13 protein-coding genes are annotated in these 17,523 nt (G+C 51.7%); 4 read left to right on the top strand and 9 right to left on the bottom strand.

The window, feature by feature from the left end; all coding sequences use genetic code 11:
- Window positions 1–14: 14 nt before the first annotated feature.
- Complete coding sequence (gene cysK, locus R50912_RS13510) at window positions 15–938, bottom strand: cysteine synthase A (RefSeq protein ID WP_042235483.1); 924 nt, start codon at window positions 936–938, stop codon at window positions 15–17.
- Window positions 939–1,208: 270 nt separating this feature from the next.
- Here cysK and R50912_RS13505 point away from each other — a divergent pair, with 270 nt between their 5' ends.
- Window positions 1,209–1,568, top strand: a complete 360-nt coding sequence (locus tag R50912_RS13505; protein ID WP_042235481.1) for a hypothetical protein — start codon at window positions 1,209–1,211, stop codon at window positions 1,566–1,568.
- Window positions 1,569–1,696: 128 nt separating this feature from the next.
- On the opposite strand, the gene R50912_RS13500 is transcribed toward R50912_RS13505, so the two are convergent.
- On the bottom strand, window positions 1,697–5,614 hold the full coding sequence (locus R50912_RS13500) for a galactose-binding domain-containing protein (protein ID WP_063840073.1): 3,918 nt from the start codon (window positions 5,612–5,614) through the stop codon (window positions 1,697–1,699).
- Between the two features lie 433 nt (window positions 5,615–6,047).
- Between R50912_RS13500 and R50912_RS13495 the strand changes: the two genes are divergently transcribed.
- Both R50912_RS13495 and R50912_RS13490 read left to right on the top strand, forming a co-directional pair.
- A complete protein-coding gene (locus R50912_RS13495) occupies window positions 6,048–7,130 on the top strand; it encodes a nucleotidyltransferase domain-containing protein (RefSeq protein ID WP_042235479.1) in 1,083 nt (360 codons plus the stop codon).
- A 47-nt stretch (window positions 7,131–7,177) separates the two neighbouring features.
- Complete coding sequence (locus R50912_RS13490; protein ID WP_042235477.1) at window positions 7,178–7,933, top strand: creatininase family protein; 756 nt, start codon at window positions 7,178–7,180, stop codon at window positions 7,931–7,933.
- A gap of 158 nt (window positions 7,934–8,091) precedes the next feature.
- Here R50912_RS13490 and R50912_RS13485 read toward each other — a convergent pair whose 3' ends face one another.
- The 4 genes from R50912_RS13485 to R50912_RS13470 form a co-directional block, all read right to left on the bottom strand.
- Window positions 8,092–9,795 carry a methyl-accepting chemotaxis protein gene (locus R50912_RS13485; protein WP_052416296.1) on the bottom strand — a complete coding sequence of 568 codons (1,704 nt, stop codon included), beginning with the start codon at window positions 9,793–9,795 and terminating at the stop codon, window positions 8,092–8,094.
- Window positions 9,796–10,533: 738 nt separating this feature from the next.
- A complete protein-coding gene (locus R50912_RS13480) occupies window positions 10,534–11,232 on the bottom strand; it encodes a Crp/Fnr family transcriptional regulator (RefSeq protein ID WP_042235475.1) in 699 nt (232 codons plus the stop codon).
- A gap of 81 nt (window positions 11,233–11,313) precedes the next feature.
- A complete protein-coding gene (locus R50912_RS13475) occupies window positions 11,314–11,847 on the bottom strand; it encodes a hypothetical protein (protein WP_042235472.1) in 534 nt (177 codons plus the stop codon).
- Window position 11,848: 1 nt separating this feature from the next.
- A complete protein-coding gene (locus R50912_RS13470; RefSeq protein ID WP_052416840.1) occupies window positions 11,849–13,381 on the bottom strand; it encodes a DUF4153 domain-containing protein in 1,533 nt (510 codons plus the stop codon).
- Window positions 13,382–13,494: 113 nt separating this feature from the next.
- Here R50912_RS13470 and R50912_RS13465 point away from each other — a divergent pair, with 113 nt between their 5' ends.
- The gene (locus R50912_RS13465) at window positions 13,495–15,171 is read left to right on the top strand and encodes an ABC transporter substrate-binding protein (protein ID WP_042235468.1); all 1,677 of its coding nucleotides are present in this window, start codon (window positions 13,495–13,497) and stop codon (window positions 15,169–15,171) included.
- Between the two features lie 115 nt (window positions 15,172–15,286).
- Here the strand turns inward: R50912_RS13465 and R50912_RS13460 are convergent, their stop codons facing one another.
- From R50912_RS13460 to R50912_RS33285, 3 genes are all read right to left on the bottom strand, one after another.
- Window positions 15,287–15,778: a DinB family protein gene (locus R50912_RS13460; protein WP_042235466.1), complete on the bottom strand. Its 492-nt coding sequence runs from the start codon at window positions 15,776–15,778 to the stop codon at window positions 15,287–15,289.
- Window positions 15,779–15,873: 95 nt separating this feature from the next.
- A complete protein-coding gene (locus R50912_RS13455) occupies window positions 15,874–16,197 on the bottom strand; it encodes a DUF1835 domain-containing protein (RefSeq protein ID WP_052416294.1) in 324 nt (107 codons plus the stop codon).
- A 134-nt stretch (window positions 16,198–16,331) separates the two neighbouring features.
- A complete protein-coding gene (locus tag R50912_RS33285; RefSeq protein WP_052416293.1) occupies window positions 16,332–17,159 on the bottom strand; it encodes a stalk domain-containing protein in 828 nt (275 codons plus the stop codon).
- Window positions 17,160–17,523: the final 364 nt, after the last annotated feature.

The following is a 17,523-nucleotide window of genomic DNA, read 5'->3' as shown; positions in this document are numbered from 1 at the left end:
TCCCCTCCAGTGGGTTATTCGAATATCCCCATACTAAGATATCGTTCACCAGTATCGGGAGCAATGCACAACACCCGCTTGCCGCGGCCGTGGCGCCGGGCTTCCTGCAAGGCTGTCCATACTGCTGCTCCGCCGGAAGGACCAATCAGGATCCCTTCGGTACTGGCCAACCTCCTTACCATATCCAGTGCATCTTCATCGGATACCTGCACAATCTCATTATAGATGCCGGTATTCAGAATCGCCGGCACGAATCCGGGGCTGGTGCCCACCAGCTTATGCGGTCCGGGCTTGCCGCCGGAGAGCACTGGTGAGCCTTGAGGCTCCACGACAACCACGCGGAGCTCCGGCAGCTGCTCACGCAGCGCCTCTCCTGTGCCGGTAATCGTGCCGCCTGTTCCAGATGTAGCAACGAATACGTCCAGCCGGCCTTCCATCTGCTCCAAAATTTCCGGAGCGGTGGTGATGCGGTGGATGTCCGGATTCGCCTTGTTCTCGAACTGCTGAGGGATGAAGCTCCCGGCAATTTCCTTGCCCAGCTCTACTGCCTTGGCAATTGCGCCCGGCATCCGCTCCGCCGCCGGCGTCAGCACCACCTCCGCGCCGTAGGCCTTCAGGATATTGATCCGTTCCTTCGTCATATTATCAGGCATGATCAGGATTGCCTTATATCCTTTCGCCGCCGCGTTCATCGCCAGACCGATGCCGGTATTGCCGCTCGTCGGCTCGATGATCGTCCCGCCGGGCTGCAGCCGCCCGTCCAGCTCCGCCTGCAGGATTAGATTGTACGCGGCCCGGTCCTTAACACTGCCGCTGGGATTGAACATCTCCAGCTTCACATACAGCTCCGCATCCTCCGGTCCGGTAATTCGGTTCAAGCGTACCACCGGCGTTCCGCCGATCAGCTCTGTAATATTATTGACTACCAGCTTCGTCATATATATACCTCCCCTATTCCTGTCTTAATCTTCATGCACGATGTAACATCCATTGTATCGCTACAGTAGGCTATCTGTCGATTTGGCGGATGGTGCCGCTGCTGCTGGACTGACATTCTATCCATATTACCCAGCAGACTTCCGGTAAAAGCTGATGCCAAGACTTGGCGGGGACATGAACATGACAATTGTTGTAGATTATGCAGGATTTCCGGCAACCAGGCGAATTCCAATATGTGGTATTATGGTGAAAATCAGAGGAGGGAATGTATGAGAAGAGAAGACTGGATTAACGAACCCTTAGTTACGCAGAAATTAGATGATGCAATAGATTCAGTTATCTTACACATAGGAATGGAGGGTGACGATAAGGATGCTGTTCTTTGGAAGCTGCATGATTACTTGAAACAGTTCAAGGTTGGTGACGAAACCTTGGCAGTTAGCCTAACCGATAAGCAACGAGCTGATTATATTTATTTAGCTGAGAAGCTCCGGTCAAGCGGCTGGAACTATAATGTTGGATATGATACTCACTGGAATAATTTCGCATCCAAAGTAAATGGGCTCATAACTGAATCATACTATCAAGATGATGCAACAGTAGACCCATACTCTCCTTACATCAAATAACCGCCCCCCGGACACACGGGAGGCGGTTCTTGCAGCATGCTGAATATTATGCAGCTTAGCATATTGCAGCTGGGTAGTATTCAGCCATACAATAATCAGCCATACAATAATCAGCTATACTATTCAGCCTACGGATTCACCGTAATCGTAAACGTTGACGTGGTATTTTTAATAGGCGTTACAGTGTTCAGGATCTTCAAGTTGTTGAAGACAACGTTACCTACCGCCGGGCCTTGGCCGGGTTCAGCCGATTCGTTGGCCCAGATACCGACTCCGGACTTGGAGTCGAAGGCATCGCCGCTCTTTTGCGCGCCGGATATCGTGACATTCGTAAAAATCGTGTCCGCTACAGGGAATTGCGGCGAATTGCCGACATAGTTGGTCTGGAACATAATCCCGTGATAGGTCGGATCAATGATATCCACATCACTGACGCGGATGCCCTGGAACACCTTAGAGGCGGAGAATACCCAGATAGCCGGGAAGGTCTGTGAGCCCCAGAAATGTCCGCCCGCCCGGACGACTGAGATGTTCTGGAAATTCGTAGTCGGCGATGCGCCGAAGCCGTTCATGGCATACCCGAAGTCCAGTGAGCTGATCGTAATCCCCGAATAGCAGAGTGTATCCGCAATATAGATGTTGCGGAAGGTGTTGGCGTAACCTCCATAGACGGCTACACCGGCTGCACGCCAGGTCAGGATTGAGGTCAGATTCTCGTATACATTGTCCTTCATGTCCGAGCCGCCAGAATCGATTGCCGAGAACAGCGCGAAGCTGTCATCTCCGGTAGCCCGGGCTTCGTTGTTGGACACGAGGTTGTTCGTGCTGCCGTTGGTCATATTAATGCCATCGGCGAAGGTGTTACGGATACGGGAGTTTCGGATCACCATGTAGTCGGTATTCGCCCCCCAGTACATACATACCTGATGTTCGGTCCAGATGTTGTCGATCGTAATGTTCGCTACATTGGAGAAGTCGAACACTTTGCCGGGACCGTCAATGCGTGAGGTATAGTTGCCGAAATAGGCAAAACCTGAGAAGGTTGATCCATTCGCTGAATCGGCAGCCCTGAAGCCAACATCCGTATTGGACTGGTTGACCGGCGCATAGAACCGCGTATACCAGGGTCCGGCTCCGACAATTTTAATCGCTTTGCCGTAGACCTGGAACTTGTTCGAGGTTTCATACGATCCGGCCGGAAGATATACACCTGTGAGGTTACCAGTCGTATCCATACGGACCTTATCAATCGCATTCTGCACGTCCTGGTGCGTGAAACCAAGCGGAACCGTATATTTGGCCGGGTCCGGATTGGCGATCGGCGCTACCTGCTCCAGGCTGACGAAGTCAATTGCATACTGTGAAGTGTTGGCTGCGTCCTTCTGAAGTCTGATTGTGCTGCCCGCCGGAATAGTGCTGTCGAACATAATATTCGCTTCATCATAAATGTGGCGCGGAGAGCCGGCGCTTGGCGAATTGCCCGGGCTGATCTCTGAGCCATACAGCCAGGCGTATTTGGAGTTCAGCGTGATGGCTTTGTTGAATACGCCGTTCACATAGATATTAAGTGTAGCGGTTGTTCCGTCACCGCTTGCCGAGTCCGGAATCGAGAAACGGGTAACAAGCGTGTTGGTGCTGGCTTTGGTGGTGAATTCAACATAGCTGCCCGTTGTGTTCAATGTGACTGCTCTTCTGCCCGAGGCTTCACCGGCAAGATCGCCGATATTGCGGTTCGGATTCAGCTTGACCGCTCCGCCCCCGACAACCCCGTCCTCCGCTTCATACATGTCATAAGGCATATTGGCCCCGCGTCCGATGTACAGCGAATGATTCTGGATATTGTTGGCCCGTTTCACTGCCAGTTCATTCGCGTCTGCGGCAATTTCAGTTTTTACATTATACTTCCCGTTCGCTGCGGTCCAGGTTCCAAGAGTAACCGGGGCTGTAGTGCTTCCGCTGGCAATGACACCGTTATAAGCACCGGTCAGCGTTTTGATTACCGCACCGGTGGTCGCATCAGTCAAAGTCAATGTGATGTTATGTGCACCACTGGCCGAGGCTGCCGTTCCCTGATTCTTAATAGCAACGGAGAAGCTCACCGTATTCCCGCCAGCCGGATTCCCCGGCGACCAGCTGACCGGAGAAGCGATCAGATCCGAGCTGGATACGGGATTTACGGTAAGCGATGCGGGATTCGAGTAGCTGTTATTCCCTTCATTCAGCTCAATGACGGTGTTGTTCTCGTCTACCTTTGCAGTTAATGCATAGGTTGCGGCATCTTTGGCACCGATGTTCAGCGATACTGTGGCCGAAGCACCTGCAGCCAGTGCACCGACTGGTGCTGTCCCGGCAAGCGTGGTACCTAGATAGAAGCTGACGTTTGTTGTTGCCGCTGAAGCAGACCCGGTATTCTTGACGGTAGCATTCAGCGTGATGACATCGGTCTCTACCGGAGCGGAAGGGCTCCAGGACATTGCCGTTACCATCAGATCCGGATTCGCAGCCGGTGTGCCGATGATCTGAAATTCAGCTACTTGTCCGGCGCTTGAACCGGAGTTCGCGGTGAATTTCAGCTGCAGCTCGCTGGCCGTTGCTGTTACTGGAATGGTCACGGAGTTGCCGCTGGCCGGGTTAAAGGTATACACCGTGGCCGGCACCAGACTCGTGAAGGTTCCTGTAGACTGGTTATGACCCAGTACCTGAATGGTTTGGGTACGGGTAGCCCAGGCCGCAGCCGGATTGAGCTTCACAATTACCGAGGTTACATTGGCGTTCGCGCCAAGGTTCACAGTCAGTGTATTCGGATAGCTTCCGCCCGCTCCTTCCCAGTACGTAGTCACATCTCCGTCATTGGCGTTAGCGGGTACAAATGTAAAGACTGAAGATGAGGCATTAACCGCTTTGCCGATTGCCAGGTTCGAGCCAGGACCCACGCTTGGGGAGGCCGTCGGCGAGGCAGTTGGCGAAGGCGTTGGTGTGACAGTTGGGGTTGGAGCCGGCGTGGCCGTTGGTGCTACTGTAGGAGAAGCCGTTGGTGCTACTGTTGCCGTTGGCACCGGTGTGGCTGTCGGGGCTATCGTTGGTGCCACCGTCGGAACGGGTGTAGCTGTAGCGGTCGGTGCCGCTGAGACGGTCAGGACCAGCTGATCCAGATTCACGTTGCCGGAGTCGGACGCATCGTATTTGTAGGCAATCGTGTTAATTCCGGCATTTAACGCCAGGATTTCTGCCTGTGTAGACCAGGTATCCCAGTTGGCCAGATTAGCAAGCGAGGTCTGCTTGATCTTGATACCGTTCACATAGACACTCAGCGTCCTGGTGCTGCCGGAGGCATTGGCATACCGCAGCGCTGCGCTGTAGTTGCCAGCAGATGCAGCCGAAACGGTGAACGTTGTCGCTGCTCCTTGGGCAAGATAACCATCAACAAATGCCGACCCGGTATAGCCGGTGTGATCTGTGTTGGTTTTGGCCCCGCCAGACAAGGCGGCAGCTTCCGCTTCATAAGTTCCCGGTGTAGAAACCGCAGTTCCGTACACCTCGAGTTCGGATAGCTGCGCAGCAGGCCAGCCGGTGTTGGCCGTGAAGGTTATTTTAATATAACGGGCTGTTGCAGCAGTGAAATTAACTGTGACTGTGTTAGAGCCGCTGGAAGGATTGAAGCTGTAGGCCGCTGATGCAGCCAGGTTGCTGTAAGAAGCATCCTCCGTACTGCCTTGAACGGACAATGTCTGTATTCTTGCTTCCCAGGCTGACGGCAGCTTGAGTACAACCTGATTGACGCTGCTGCTGGAGCCTAGATCGACCTTGATCCATTGCGGAAAAGCATTGCTGGCACTCTCCCAATACGTCCCCTGGTTGCTGTCATTGGCGTTCGCTGCCACATACACATCACCGACCGAGCTAGCGGTAATCGTCTTGCCTTGAGCCAGATTGCCTGCCGCTGCCCCCACTGCCGGGAATAACGCCAGCTGGCCCACACATAGCGCAAGAATCAGACTGTACAGCAGGAATGTCCTTTTCACAGAAGCCTTGTGTCTGGTAATCATCTGCCAACCACCTCCTATAATTTTATGATGCGGCCTTAAAGTATGCGCTTTCAAAAATATCCCCTCTCCTTATACTTCTCGCCTCCTTGATTCCCCCCGCCTTCCCTGCTGTGAAGATTAGGTTGCAATCAGCCAGATCAGCCCTCTCCGCAAGCGCAAGTGAAACGGACCGAACCCAGAGAACGGCTATGAACTAACTAATTATGGTAATAATATAAGATATCACTAGATTTAGGTCGATGGCGTATTCTATGATTAGTATGTGCATAAATACGGATTTCATATTTTTATGCAGCGAATTAAGTGAAGTTGACTTGAGCCCTTCCTCTGACCAACACCGGGAGAGATTAATCTTAATTAAAGTCGGCATACCCCTGCAGGCAAGATGCCTATACAATGAATAGACAAGGCGCGGGCCAAGGGGGAACTACACATGAATAAAGCTGACCAGCAGGAACTATTCCACAAAAACGAGAAGCTCATTAACATGGTTATTGAGCGGGCCAAGCGGGATTATCCGGAGGAGATTGCATTGATCGGGCTTACGGGCTCTTTTCGTACCGGAGATTTCCATGACAAAAGCGATCTGGATCTAATTATTATCAATAACAACCATCAGGGCTGGGGCATCTCTTCCTGCTTCATACTGGGGGATGTCGGATACGATATCTATTGCACTCCATGGGAGACCCGGATTGAAGAGCAGGCTGCGCTTGAGAGTCCGATGACCTCCAGTCTGATAGATTTACAGGTGCTCTATTGTGCCAAACCGGAATATATGGAGAAATTCAATGCGTACAGACAGCGGGCGCTGGACACTTTAGCTAAGCCTATCGGGAGCGAATGCATCGGCAGAGCGAAGAAGTGGATCGACAGTGCCAAGCAGGAGTACGCGAATGCCATGCTTGCTGAGGATCTCGGGACCGTCAGGCTGGCTTCATGCGAGGTGGTCTACAATCTGGTCTGTGCACTGACTAATTTGAATAATACGTATTTTAAAAGAGGGCTTAAGCGATATCTGGAGGAAATTGCCGCCTACCGGTATATTCCTGAGGATTTTGAAAGGATATATATGGATGTGATTCATGCCAAGACGATGGATGACATACGAAGCACAACCTATACCCTTCTAAGAAGCATCCACAATCTGTACAAAACTCTATATCAAAAATATGTAGTCCCGCCTGTACCGGCCTACGATAATCTGGCGGGCACCTATGAGGAGCTATGGTGTAATTACCGCCATAAGGTTATTGCAAGCGCCGAAATGAAGGACCAATCCTATGCCTTCTATACCGCAATGGGAGCACAGCAGTTCCTGGATGAAATGACGGAGTCGCGGGGAACCCGGAGGTTTGATTTAATGCAACACTTCGATGCCGATCAGCTTGATGGATTTAAGGAGCAATTTCTGCAGGCGATGGATGAATATCTGGAAGAATATAACCTGACAGGCCGGTCAGTCGAACGCTATGATACTTTTGAGGAGCTGTATAGACAATATATGAAGGTATAAGTAATTTCTACGGGATAATTAAATGGCCAAATGATCAGGAGGTTATTATGCTTAGTTATAAAAATACAACGACCGAAGTTGCAGCCAGCGGAATTGATACTGTTATTATATCCGTTGGTGCAACCGAACAATTCGGTCCGTTCCTTCCCATGCATTTGGATACATTAATTGCAGAATTGTATGCTGAATCCTATGGAAAGGCATTAAATGCCTACGTTCTGCCTACCCTTCCATTTAACACTTCAGAAGAACATGCCAACTGTAAGGGAACGGTAACGGTCAGCCCGAATATTTTGACCGCAATGATAGAAGATATGATTACTAATTTAGCAAGACAGGGATTTACCAAGTTTGTAGTTTGCAATGGACATGGTGGAGCGTACTGGGAAGCCGCCTTTGTTAAGCATATCAATTACAAATACCCTGAGCTTCTCTTGATCGCCCCGAATCACAACACTCCTAATGCCTGGACAGAAGCAGCGACGCAAGCTGGTTTGGACGAGGTAGATGAAATGCATGCCGGGTTATTGTCGGTGTGCACCGCCATGTGGCTCTGCCCTGAACTTGTCCAGACGAAATCTATGGGCTCCAACATCCCTGCTGATAACCGGTTGTACGCAGACTATATGGGATGGGACAAGCTTACCGCAGATGGCTGCTGGGGGAAATTTGAAGAAGGCAGCTACACCGATCAAGAATTAAGTGAGAAAGGCAGGCTGTTCTGGGAAACATTCATTCATAGACGGAGTGAAGGGTTACATCAAATTCTTGAGGAAGCCTACCGGAGAAAGATGGCAAAATAGTATATTCGTCCATCGGGCAGGTATGATTATGATCGCTTCTACCCGCTGAGTGCAAAGCCCCCCGCCGTCTCTGGCAGGGGGTTAAGATCTATTCTCTGGGAGAGAATTCTTAATTATTATGCATAATCAAGCTGAAAATAAGCTGACGGCCAGTTAATCTACACGTTGAACCGTGCCACCAGGCCCTGCAGACCTTGCGCCAGCCTGTTCAGTGCGCTGGCTGAGGAGGCAATTTGCTCCACCGAAGCCATCTGCTCCTGCGATGCAGCGGATACCTGCTGCGTATTCGCCGCAGTGGTCTCCGAGATCTGCGTAACCATGCGGATGGAGTCTACGATTTCCTCCGTTGCCGCCGTGATTTCTTCCACGGCTCCGGATACCTCCTGAACCTGTCCGGCCAGCGAATCAACCGAGCTGCGGATTTCATGGAAGGAATGTCCGGCCTCTTCAATGATATTAGTTCCGCTTTGCACTTCGTTCATGCTGTTCTTCATCATCTTCACTGCATGGTCGGCATCTGACTGGATTCCGGCCGCCATCTCGGCAATCCGATTGGCGGATTCAGCTGACTGTTCGGCCAGTCTGCGCACCTGTTCGGCCACTACCGCAAACCCTCTGCCCTGCTCTCCAGCCCGCGCCGCTTCGATTGTCGCATTCAGCGCCAGCATATTCGTCTCCGAAGCAATCCCCTTGATCACTCCGACAATGCTGCCAATTTCCTGTGACCGCTTCACGAAGCCTATGACCTGCTGAGAGAGGGACTGAATGGATTCGTTGATGGAATCCATCTGACGGCCGGCGGATTGCAGCGATTGATCTCCGGCAACCGCATATTCGGCAGAGCGCAGCGAGGCTTCCGAAATATCCTGCACACTGGCAGCAATCTGCTGAATCCCGGCTGACATTTCAATAATCGTATTCATGTTGGTCTGCAGATCATTCATCTGCCGGCTCGTGCCGGTGGCAACTTCGCCCATAATCCCGGCAATCTTCTCAGTCGCTTCAGCAGTCATTCCGCTATCAGCGGTCAGCTTGACCGAAGAAGCGGCGAGGCCGCTGGCAGAAGCATTCACCTGGCCGATCATCGCCGCCAGATTATCGGTCATTTTATTGAAATTCAGGGCCAGATCACCGATCTCATCCTTCGTCCGCACACTAAGCTTGCGGGTCAGATCGGCATCGCCGTCTGCAATCTCTTTGAGCTGCTTGTTCACATCACTAAGTGGCTTCAGAATCCGTGCCGACATCACGAACGCGATCAGTGCAGCCAGCAGGACAGATAGTCCCGTGACTCCCATACTCGTAACCATAGACGAGCTGCGGTGGGTAGCCGCCTGACTCTGCTCCTTCGCAATTTCTTCATGCAGCATATTCTCAAATACAAGCTGTGAATCGATAATGGTATCCAGAGAGAGCGTTGTAAACGACTTTTGTGCTTCCGGGAAATTGCCGTCTTTGGCTAAGGCAAAAGCTTCCTCCAGCACGGCCAGATAATTGCCCCATTCACTCTCCAGATTCGTAATTCCCGCAAGCTCAGCTTCGTTCAGGCCCGCATCCTTCAGTTGTTCAGCCGCCGCCGTAATCTGCGGGATCATCGCTTCATAAGCAGTCAGATTGGCCGTTCTTTCCTCATCCGTATAGCTCATGACATACCTCGCCGCCAGCCCATCTGCCGTACGGATATCATCGGTTAATCCCTGCACCAGCGACAGCTTGCTATAGTTACGGTTGATCTGTTCTGTAAGCATGGTCACCTTACCCTGAAATAAGGTGCTGCCCGCAATTGCGATAATGAACACGATAATCACAGCGGCGAAGCCGGACATGATTTTGGCGCGTATTCCTCTAATTCTGCTGAACATAGTAATTTCCTCCACTCCATATGTAAGCTATATTGCATAACCCCTGCCCCTAGGGGCTTGTAGACTATGTATCCTACGTGTATCCACCTGCATGTGCGCTCCATACGTCTGCTGCTGGCCCGTCCCTCCTTAAGCGTGTTACTAATCTTTTCCTCTTGTCTGTATCTTACGTTCCAATCCTTAAACCAATCTGAAATGAAGCTGAGCATTCGCTGAAACATGCAGGCAAGGCTGTAAGAATGATGAATTACAGAAACATACCTCCATGGCAGCACCGCTCCGATTGTATTCGGTTTTTCGCTTACATTTGGCCCAGTTACCTCCATGGCAGCCCATTGTGTTCGGTTTTTCGCTTACATTTGCCCCGGTTACCTCCATAGCAGCCCATTGTATTCGGTTTTCCGCATACATTTGCCCCGGTTACCTCCATAGCAGCCCATTGTATTCGGTTTTCCGCATACATTTGACCCGGGTACCTTCATGGCCGCACATCGTGTTCGGTTTTTCGCATACATTTGACTCTCCTTTGGCCCGGCTTCCGGGGGATTCAGCGGGATTCCTGTATGCAAGAACATAATCTCCATATTTACATAAAAAACACAAAAAACCGCCACCCCGGCCAAAGGCAGGAGATGACGGTTCTGGAAGAGTACTCTATCCGTTTAACTTCTATAGCTATGTAAGTAGGCTGCTGTCATTCACCCAGGTTTGCTCAGTCTCACTAGAGTTCACTCAGGTTCATTCATACAAATTCCCGTTCGCAAGCATGGCCAGCCTCTCTTCATCCAGCACAATTAGCCGGCCTCGTCTGCGTTCAATGATCCCTTCCTCGATCAGACGGCGCACCACCCGGTTCAGATGCCGGTAGCTTGTCCCCAGCAGATCAGCAGTCTCTGTCAGGCTGGAGGTCCGGATCTCTTCTATCCGCTGAGCGCCGGTGTTGTCCGAGAAGAGTGACATCAGGTAGCTGGCGAAGCGGTTCTCCACCGGGTACAGCACATTCATGGCCGAGGTCTGGCCCAGCGTATACAGCTTGTGGCTCAGCTCCCCGACGAGGAAGCGCAGCAGCGCCGTATTGTCTTCGAGCTCTTTTAGCAGCAGCTTTCTTCCGGCCACCAGCAGCAGGCTGTCCCCCACCGACACCACTTCGTTCTTGACCGGATACTGGCGCAGCAGTTCCACATCCCCGATCACCGACATCGGCCTGGCGAACCGGACCAGCATTGATTTGCCGTTAGGCAGCAGGGTATGAATCTTCAGCTTGCCCTGCACCAGAATGAACATGCTCTCCAGCCGGTCGCCCACCGAACACACTGCGTCCCCGTCGTTGTAGCGCCGAAGCTCCATTTGGGCAATTGCGCCGCTGCTGAACATTGCCGTAAGATTATTCTGCTCCGCAAGACTGCGTACCGCCTCCGGATTTACTATTGAATACATGCAGTTCTTCCTCTCCCGCCGTGTAAAGTCAACCTTATGTTCAAACTGTACCACAGCTCCAGGGCAAAGGGCTAACCGGCCTTACTTCATATCGGCGTCGTCCAGGCGGATTTCACCTACTGTAGCATCTGGAGTACACCAGAATTCTAACGTAACACCTTGCTTATGATCAATATATCCGATTATATCTGCCGTCTGCTCATTGCTTTTGTAATATTTGCTCCCATACAGATCAATAACACTTTGCTTGCTGTCTCCGAGTCCGATGCCCAAGGCCGTATGGAGCGGGTCATCTGAGCGGTTATTATCTATGGCTGTGATCTTGATCCGCTTGATCATTCCTTCATCCGGGCCGGAATGAACCGAGGCTGTGACAAGACCGTCCTTCCAATGATAGTAATCATACAGCTCATTATCCTCTTGACTTAACGGGCTGCCTAACTGCTTAAGCAGGTGACTGTCATTAATATGGTCATGCAGGTTCACACCGCCGATCGCTTCGCGGGCAAGGTCTGTGGAAGGCGTCAGCTTTTCGGAATATGCCGAGAATTGATAGACACCGAAACCCGCAATGATCACCGCAATCAGAATAAATACTATCCGTTTTATCCCCATATTAGTGTGCAACGCCCTTCTCAAAATATTGTTCCAGTTCCCTACGCTCCTGGAATTTGGCTAGATTGAAGGATGGCCAGCTCTTCAGCGGCTCTGACCGGTCAGACAAACGGCTGCGCAGCGCTTCGTCAAGAATACCTTTCTCCTGCTTGCTGAACTCAATTAGCTCCGGAACCACATCCGCGGACAGTCCGGCCAGATAATTGGCATCCAGGGTGCCGCTTGCGGCGTACCGCTGAATATTCTGCCTGGCGATAATATGATCCATCCCGATATAGTTCATCAGCACATAAGAAAGCAAACCAAGCACGATGTAACACTTAAGCAACGGGAATTCTGCCCGGCTGATCCGCACCGCAGCCAGAACAAGCAGCAGTCCGAGGAAGATCATGAAAGCATGCACCAGGAAGCGGATATAGGTATAGCCATACGCCTCTTCATACAATGTCAGGCGGGCGTATGCAGAGTAGAGCATGACCATGGAGCACAGAACCAGAATATAGAGCAGAATCTGAATTACCCGCTTTAGCCCGCCGCCTGCTTTGCGCACCGCCAGCAAGGAGAGCAGCAGAATAGCGAAATTGATCGCTGTCACCAGAATCAGCTCAAAGAATCCGCTCCGCGCATAATCCGCATACGTCTTGCCATCCGGCAGAATGCCTTCCCAGGCTCCGAACAAATACGAGAATTGCACGCTCACAAACAGCATGTATACGGCATTGATCACCGCCAGAACCGTAGTAATGATGATCGGATCATCAACGCCGATGCTTTCCTCTTCCGGTTCGTTCACATCCTGCTCTGTTAGAGTATCCAGCCCGCTAGGCGGATAGGTCCGGATATAGGACTTACTGTCAATGAACCCCCACACAAAGCCGAACATCCCGAGGCCAAGCAGGATAATCCACAACGCCCTGCTGATCCATTCGCCAAAGGAGATATTGTCAAAGTAACCCGGGAGCTCTGACAGCAGCCGGTTGAATACCCCATCCGCCGTGGAGAGAAGCGAGGTGACGATCAGCAGCAGCGGAACGGAAATCAGCAGCCCGATCACAATACGGATAAGAACCTGCTTGCGTGCATTAGACACCCCGCCCTGGCTACGGCGTAACAGCTTCACCGCTGTGTTCCAGTGGCGCAGGCTCTGGGGGAAGAAATGCTCCAAAGCCGCTCCGATCAGCCCGAAGCCGCCCCAGGAGGGCAGGCGGTAACTGAGCATATAAGTCATATGTAATAGAATCACCGCCGGAATGACAAGAAAATTAAGTCCGAAGAAAAACCAGTTGCCAAACAGTGCGTACGTCAGCGACAAAAGGAAGACTGAACCCATCCACATATAGCTGAACCAGTTGTGCTTACGCAGCTTCTCCTTGCCGAAATAGAACATAAACGCGTAGAACAGCACTACAAAAATCGGGTAAGAGATTCCGGGCATCTTGCCGTAGAACAGGTACTGATGCACAAGCGCAAGCAGAAACGCGGCCAACATAACAACGCGCGCAAACCCCGGTTTGGATACGGTTTGATTGTCCATGGTAAATTCCTCCATCTTTTTACTTTCCTACCCTGATTCTAGCTGATAAAATAAGAAGAAAAAGAGAAATATATTATTATTAATTTCCTATTTTGTAAAAGGAGAGCTTATAGATGAAGCTGCACAGCCAATTTCTGAAGCTGCATTCGCATCATGGAGGCCCGGCAGAGGTCCTTGTTACCCTGGATGAGCTGGCCTTGACCCTCGGCTGTACCCACCGCAACGCGCTGCATGTGATCCGCAAAATGGTAGAAATGAACTGGATCACCTGGACGCCCAGCCGTGGACGGGGGCGGCGCTCCAAGCTGGTGTTCCTCGCAGCCTCCGAGGATATTGCCCTGGAATCCATGATGCAGGCCATCAGCAGCAAGGATATCAGCAGCGCTCTGGAGGGAATCCGCGGACATGCCCGCACCTCCGCCCTGCAGGATACACTACAGGGCTGGCTGCTGGCTTACTTCGGGCATCATGCCGAGATGCAGAGTGACAAACGGATTGATACGCTGCGGCTGCCGGTCACGCAGCAGTTGCACACCTTCGATCCGCTGTATATGAATCTGCTGGCAGAGTCTTTTGTTTCCAGCCATGTCTTTGACGGTCTTGTCGGCCGTAGCGGCGAACGCGGCAAAGTGATTCCCGGTCTGGCCCATGCCTGGGAGACCGACGAAGCCCGTACCGCGTGGACCTTCCATCTGCGCAAAGAAGTCCTGTTCCATCACGGCAAGGTACTGACCGCCGAGGATGTGGTCTACTCGTTTGAACGGATGATGTCTACCTCACAGCGGACGCTGTACAGCTATATTTTCAAGGAAATTCAGGAAGTTAGAGCCCTGAATGCCTCCACCGTCCGCATTCTGCTGAAGAAGCCGAACGAGCTCTTCCTCCCGTTCCTCTGCACCAGCCGGGCGGCGATCGTCCCCCGTGACCTACAGTCCATCGGTGAGAATGTATTTGGACGAAGACCTGCGGGAACGGGACCTTTCAAGGTAGTAGAGATGAGCGAGGATACTTGCGTGCTGGAGGTGTTTCCTTATTATTTTCAGGGGCGGGCCCATCTGGATCGTGTGGAAATCATCTATGTACCCTGGGGGCTTGCGCCGGGACCCTCCGAGACGGGTTCGGGCTTCCATGTCATTCCGAATCCGCAGGCAGCGGGTACCGGCTCCCTGAGCAAGATTCATTCCGAATCCTCGGTACGCAAATTCGTCACCTGCAACACCAAAAAAAAGGGACCGCTAAGCGATCCCCTTCTCCGTGCCGATATTCTGTCCTGTCTGCATGAAGCTCCCCGTGAACCTTTCAGGCATTCAGCCGGTCTTCCGGCGGCGGCACTGCAAATTGCCACCATTCCGCAGTATGCCGGGGACGCTGAATACATTGCCTCAAGGCTGAAGCAGCACGGATATTCCTGTAAGGTGGTCTCCGTATCCCCGGAGGAATTCAAAGGACCGATCCGCCTGCAATCGGATTTGATTGTCTTCTCGCTACTCCGCGATCAGGATGAACAGCTGCGGCTGTACGATCTGTATCTGACCCTCTCGCAGCATATCGAGCCGCGAACCCGCGCCGACATCGAAGGCAGACTGCAGATGATCACCCGCGAGCCTGATACGGCTGCCCGGACAGAGGGCTTCAAGATCATAGAGGACACCTTGACCCAGGATCATCAGCTACATATCCTGTATGAAAAGCCTGCCGAAACTGCTTATCTGCCCTCCGTGCGCGGCGTTACGTTCAACAGCCAGGGCTGGGTGGATCTGCGTCACCTTTGGTTTCCGCCGGAGCTGTAAAGCTAATCTAAGCTTCGCCCGCCTTGGCGGCAGCCTTTTCAACACTCAGATTTGTATCTTGTTCATGCCTGCTGGCAGTGTAAAATCAAGTCTGAAAGGTGACTAAACGCACCCTTTATTCTCTGCCCGGCAAAATGCCCGCAAGCCCTCTGCCTACCAGATTGGCGGATACCGGCTTCCTGCCCAGCTCCCTGGACCATACAGAGAGCTGGCCGGAATGATGAATCTCATGAGCGATAATATGGCGCATAATCTCACCCCAGGTATCCTCAATTACCCGTCCATCCGCCCGCTCATCCTTCAGTATGTTCTGCTCCAGCCCCTCATGCCAGGCCAGCACGAACTGCTCCACCTCCGGCCGGAACCTTGCATCCAGCTCCCTGATCTTCTGCAGAGTGTTATATTCCGGGAAATCTGCCCGAACATCAGGCTTACCCTCCATATCCCGGATCCAGCTCAATTCCACATCGATAATATGCACAAGTGTCTTCAGAATTCCGCCCATTCCGCCTGTTCGTTCCTTCAGCAGCTCCTCTTCCGGCAGCTCCTCACACCATTTGTACCATTCCTCGCGGACCATCCAGTTATAACGGAATAATGTTTGCATAGGCTGCCTCCTGAATTGTAATGTAATTTTCAACTTCCGGCATTCAACGTTCTGTTTCCCTGCTCAGTTTGCTTTGCGTCTGACACTGTAGAATCTCATTGCTGTCGGAAACCTACCTGCACAAGCTTGTCCATAAGCTCCGTATACATTTCTTCGCACTCATCAGTGGCGGTAGAGTATCCCAGGATATTCTGGAGGAACCACTCACTCCGGGCCTTCCTTCCCTCCGGCGAGTCCAGCTGGCCCAGCGGACCTATGGCATAATTCTCCCGGAGTGTAACAAGCTTGTGCGAGTCTGTCCAGCCCAGCCCTGTCAACGCTTGCTTCATGCCTTCAGGGAAGGAATCACCGCATACGATATGCACATGCGTACAATCCGGTGAGGAGTCCCAGAATGCCCGCTTTTTGGGAGAATCCATCAGACTTGCGTAGTATCCCAGCAGGCTGGCAACCGGTGCCGCGATACGTTCATCAAGCGGTGCTTCAAGCCGCTAACAGCGTTTACGATTTCCTGCATATCTATCATCATCTGATTCCACCTTTGTTCAGGTATTTATATGGGGGAGCGGTCCAGCAGCCTCCCTTTGACAAGCAAATAAAGCGGGGGATAGGGCGATTGCTTCTGAGCGGTAACCAAGGTGAACCCGTCCTTCCTGACAGCCGGTCTTTCCCGTCTCGGCACCGGGAACTGAACCGAATCTTTAAACACCACATATGCGGCTACATCCGCTGCTCCTGCCGGAATATCATTTCCGGTTATATTCTGCGATTTAACAGTAAAGCTGCCCTTTGCCGCGTCATACGTATACGAGACAGGACGGAAAGCATTGTTGCTGATAATCGCCCCCGGCGGTGCTCCAAAGGCGCTTCTCTCCAAATCCTCTATCGCTAATTTAATAATATCCGTCTGCATCAGAGTGTCCCCTGTCAATGTATAGAGATGATTATTCTGATCCCATTTACTCACGATGCCCAAACTGCCCGCCAGAACACTGACCGGGATGAACATCGAATTTTGCTCCAATACCGGAATCGTATCCATGGAGCCGGCAACCCCGTTAACCGAAACAGACTTCGACCTTATCGTGAACTTAACCGTTACATCATCCATCCCGATTGTAGCCGTTTTACTGTTGGCATCGAAGCTGACCTTCGCCCCGAGCAGCTCGCTGATCGAGCGCAATGGAATCATCATTCGTCCCTGTGAATCCACATAAGGCGCCTTCGGTGCCGTATAGAGCACATAATACTCGTTGATCTTGAGCAGTACCGGATATTCCTTAGGCGCTGCCTGCACCTTCCCCGTACTACCCCCTATTAATAACGCCAAGCTCATTCCCGTTGTCAGCAGCAACACGAGTAACTTCTTTCTCTGCTTCATAGTAACAATCATCCTCTCATTCTGCTCCGTTTGGAATAATGCAGCGCTCCCGCTACTGCGGCTCTTGTTAAGTTAACGCATGCAACGATTAAAATAGTACCCGTATCAGGTTAAACCTAATGACAAAACCTTGGTAAATCGCCTGCTTAGGTTTGACATCACCCGATTACGGTCCATCCTCTGTTACGCTTAACTGCACTTTGTACAACTAAAACGTCTGATTTACAAACGATTCTCCGTTTAGTTGTATTTCGTACAATTAAAAAGCCCATGTAGATGGGTTCTCACCCATTCAAGCAAATTTAGTTGTACAAACTACACTTAAAAGAGGCGAGTCTACCTTTTCGCTGTTTTTAAGTGTACA

This window comes from Paenibacillus sp. FSL R5-0912 (genome assembly GCF_000758605.1).
GTDB lineage: Bacteria > Bacillota > Bacilli > Paenibacillales > Paenibacillaceae > Paenibacillus_AQ.
This window is presented reverse-complemented; position numbering and strand designations above follow the sequence as displayed.

Coding starts and splice junctions, on each gene's coding strand:
- cysK (WP_042235483.1), bottom strand. CDS start 938: ATGACGAAGCTGGTAGTCAATAATATTACAGAGCTGATCGGCGGAACG.
- R50912_RS13505 (WP_042235481.1), top strand. CDS start 1,209: ATGAGAAGAGAAGACTGGATTAACGAACCCTTAGTTACGCAGAAATTA.
- R50912_RS13475 (WP_042235472.1), bottom strand. CDS start 11,847: ATGGGGATAAAACGGATAGTATTTATTCTGATTGCGGTGATCATTGCG.
- R50912_RS13470 (WP_052416840.1), bottom strand. CDS start 13,381: ATGGACAATCAAACCGTATCCAAACCGGGGTTTGCGCGCGTTGTTATG.
- R50912_RS33285 (WP_052416293.1), bottom strand. CDS start 17,159: ATGAAGCAGAGAAAGAAGTTACTCGTGTTGCTGCTGACAACGGGAATG.
- R50912_RS13490 (WP_042235477.1), top strand. CDS start 7,178: ATGCTTAGTTATAAAAATACAACGACCGAAGTTGCAGCCAGCGGAATT.
- R50912_RS13465 (WP_042235468.1), top strand. CDS start 13,495: ATGAAGCTGCACAGCCAATTTCTGAAGCTGCATTCGCATCATGGAGGC.
- R50912_RS13455 (WP_052416294.1), bottom strand. CDS start 16,197: ATGGATTCTCCCAAAAAGCGGGCATTCTGGGACTCCTCACCGGATTGT.
- R50912_RS13480 (WP_042235475.1), bottom strand. CDS start 11,232: ATGTATTCAATAGTAAATCCGGAGGCGGTACGCAGTCTTGCGGAGCAG.
- R50912_RS13460 (WP_042235466.1), bottom strand. CDS start 15,778: ATGCAAACATTATTCCGTTATAACTGGATGGTCCGCGAGGAATGGTAC.
- R50912_RS13500 (WP_063840073.1), bottom strand. CDS start 5,614: ATGATTACCAGACACAAGGCTTCTGTGAAAAGGACATTCCTGCTGTAC.
- R50912_RS13485 (WP_052416296.1), bottom strand. CDS start 9,795: ATGTTCAGCAGAATTAGAGGAATACGCGCCAAAATCATGTCCGGCTTC.
- R50912_RS13495 (WP_042235479.1), top strand. CDS start 6,048: ATGAATAAAGCTGACCAGCAGGAACTATTCCACAAAAACGAGAAGCTC.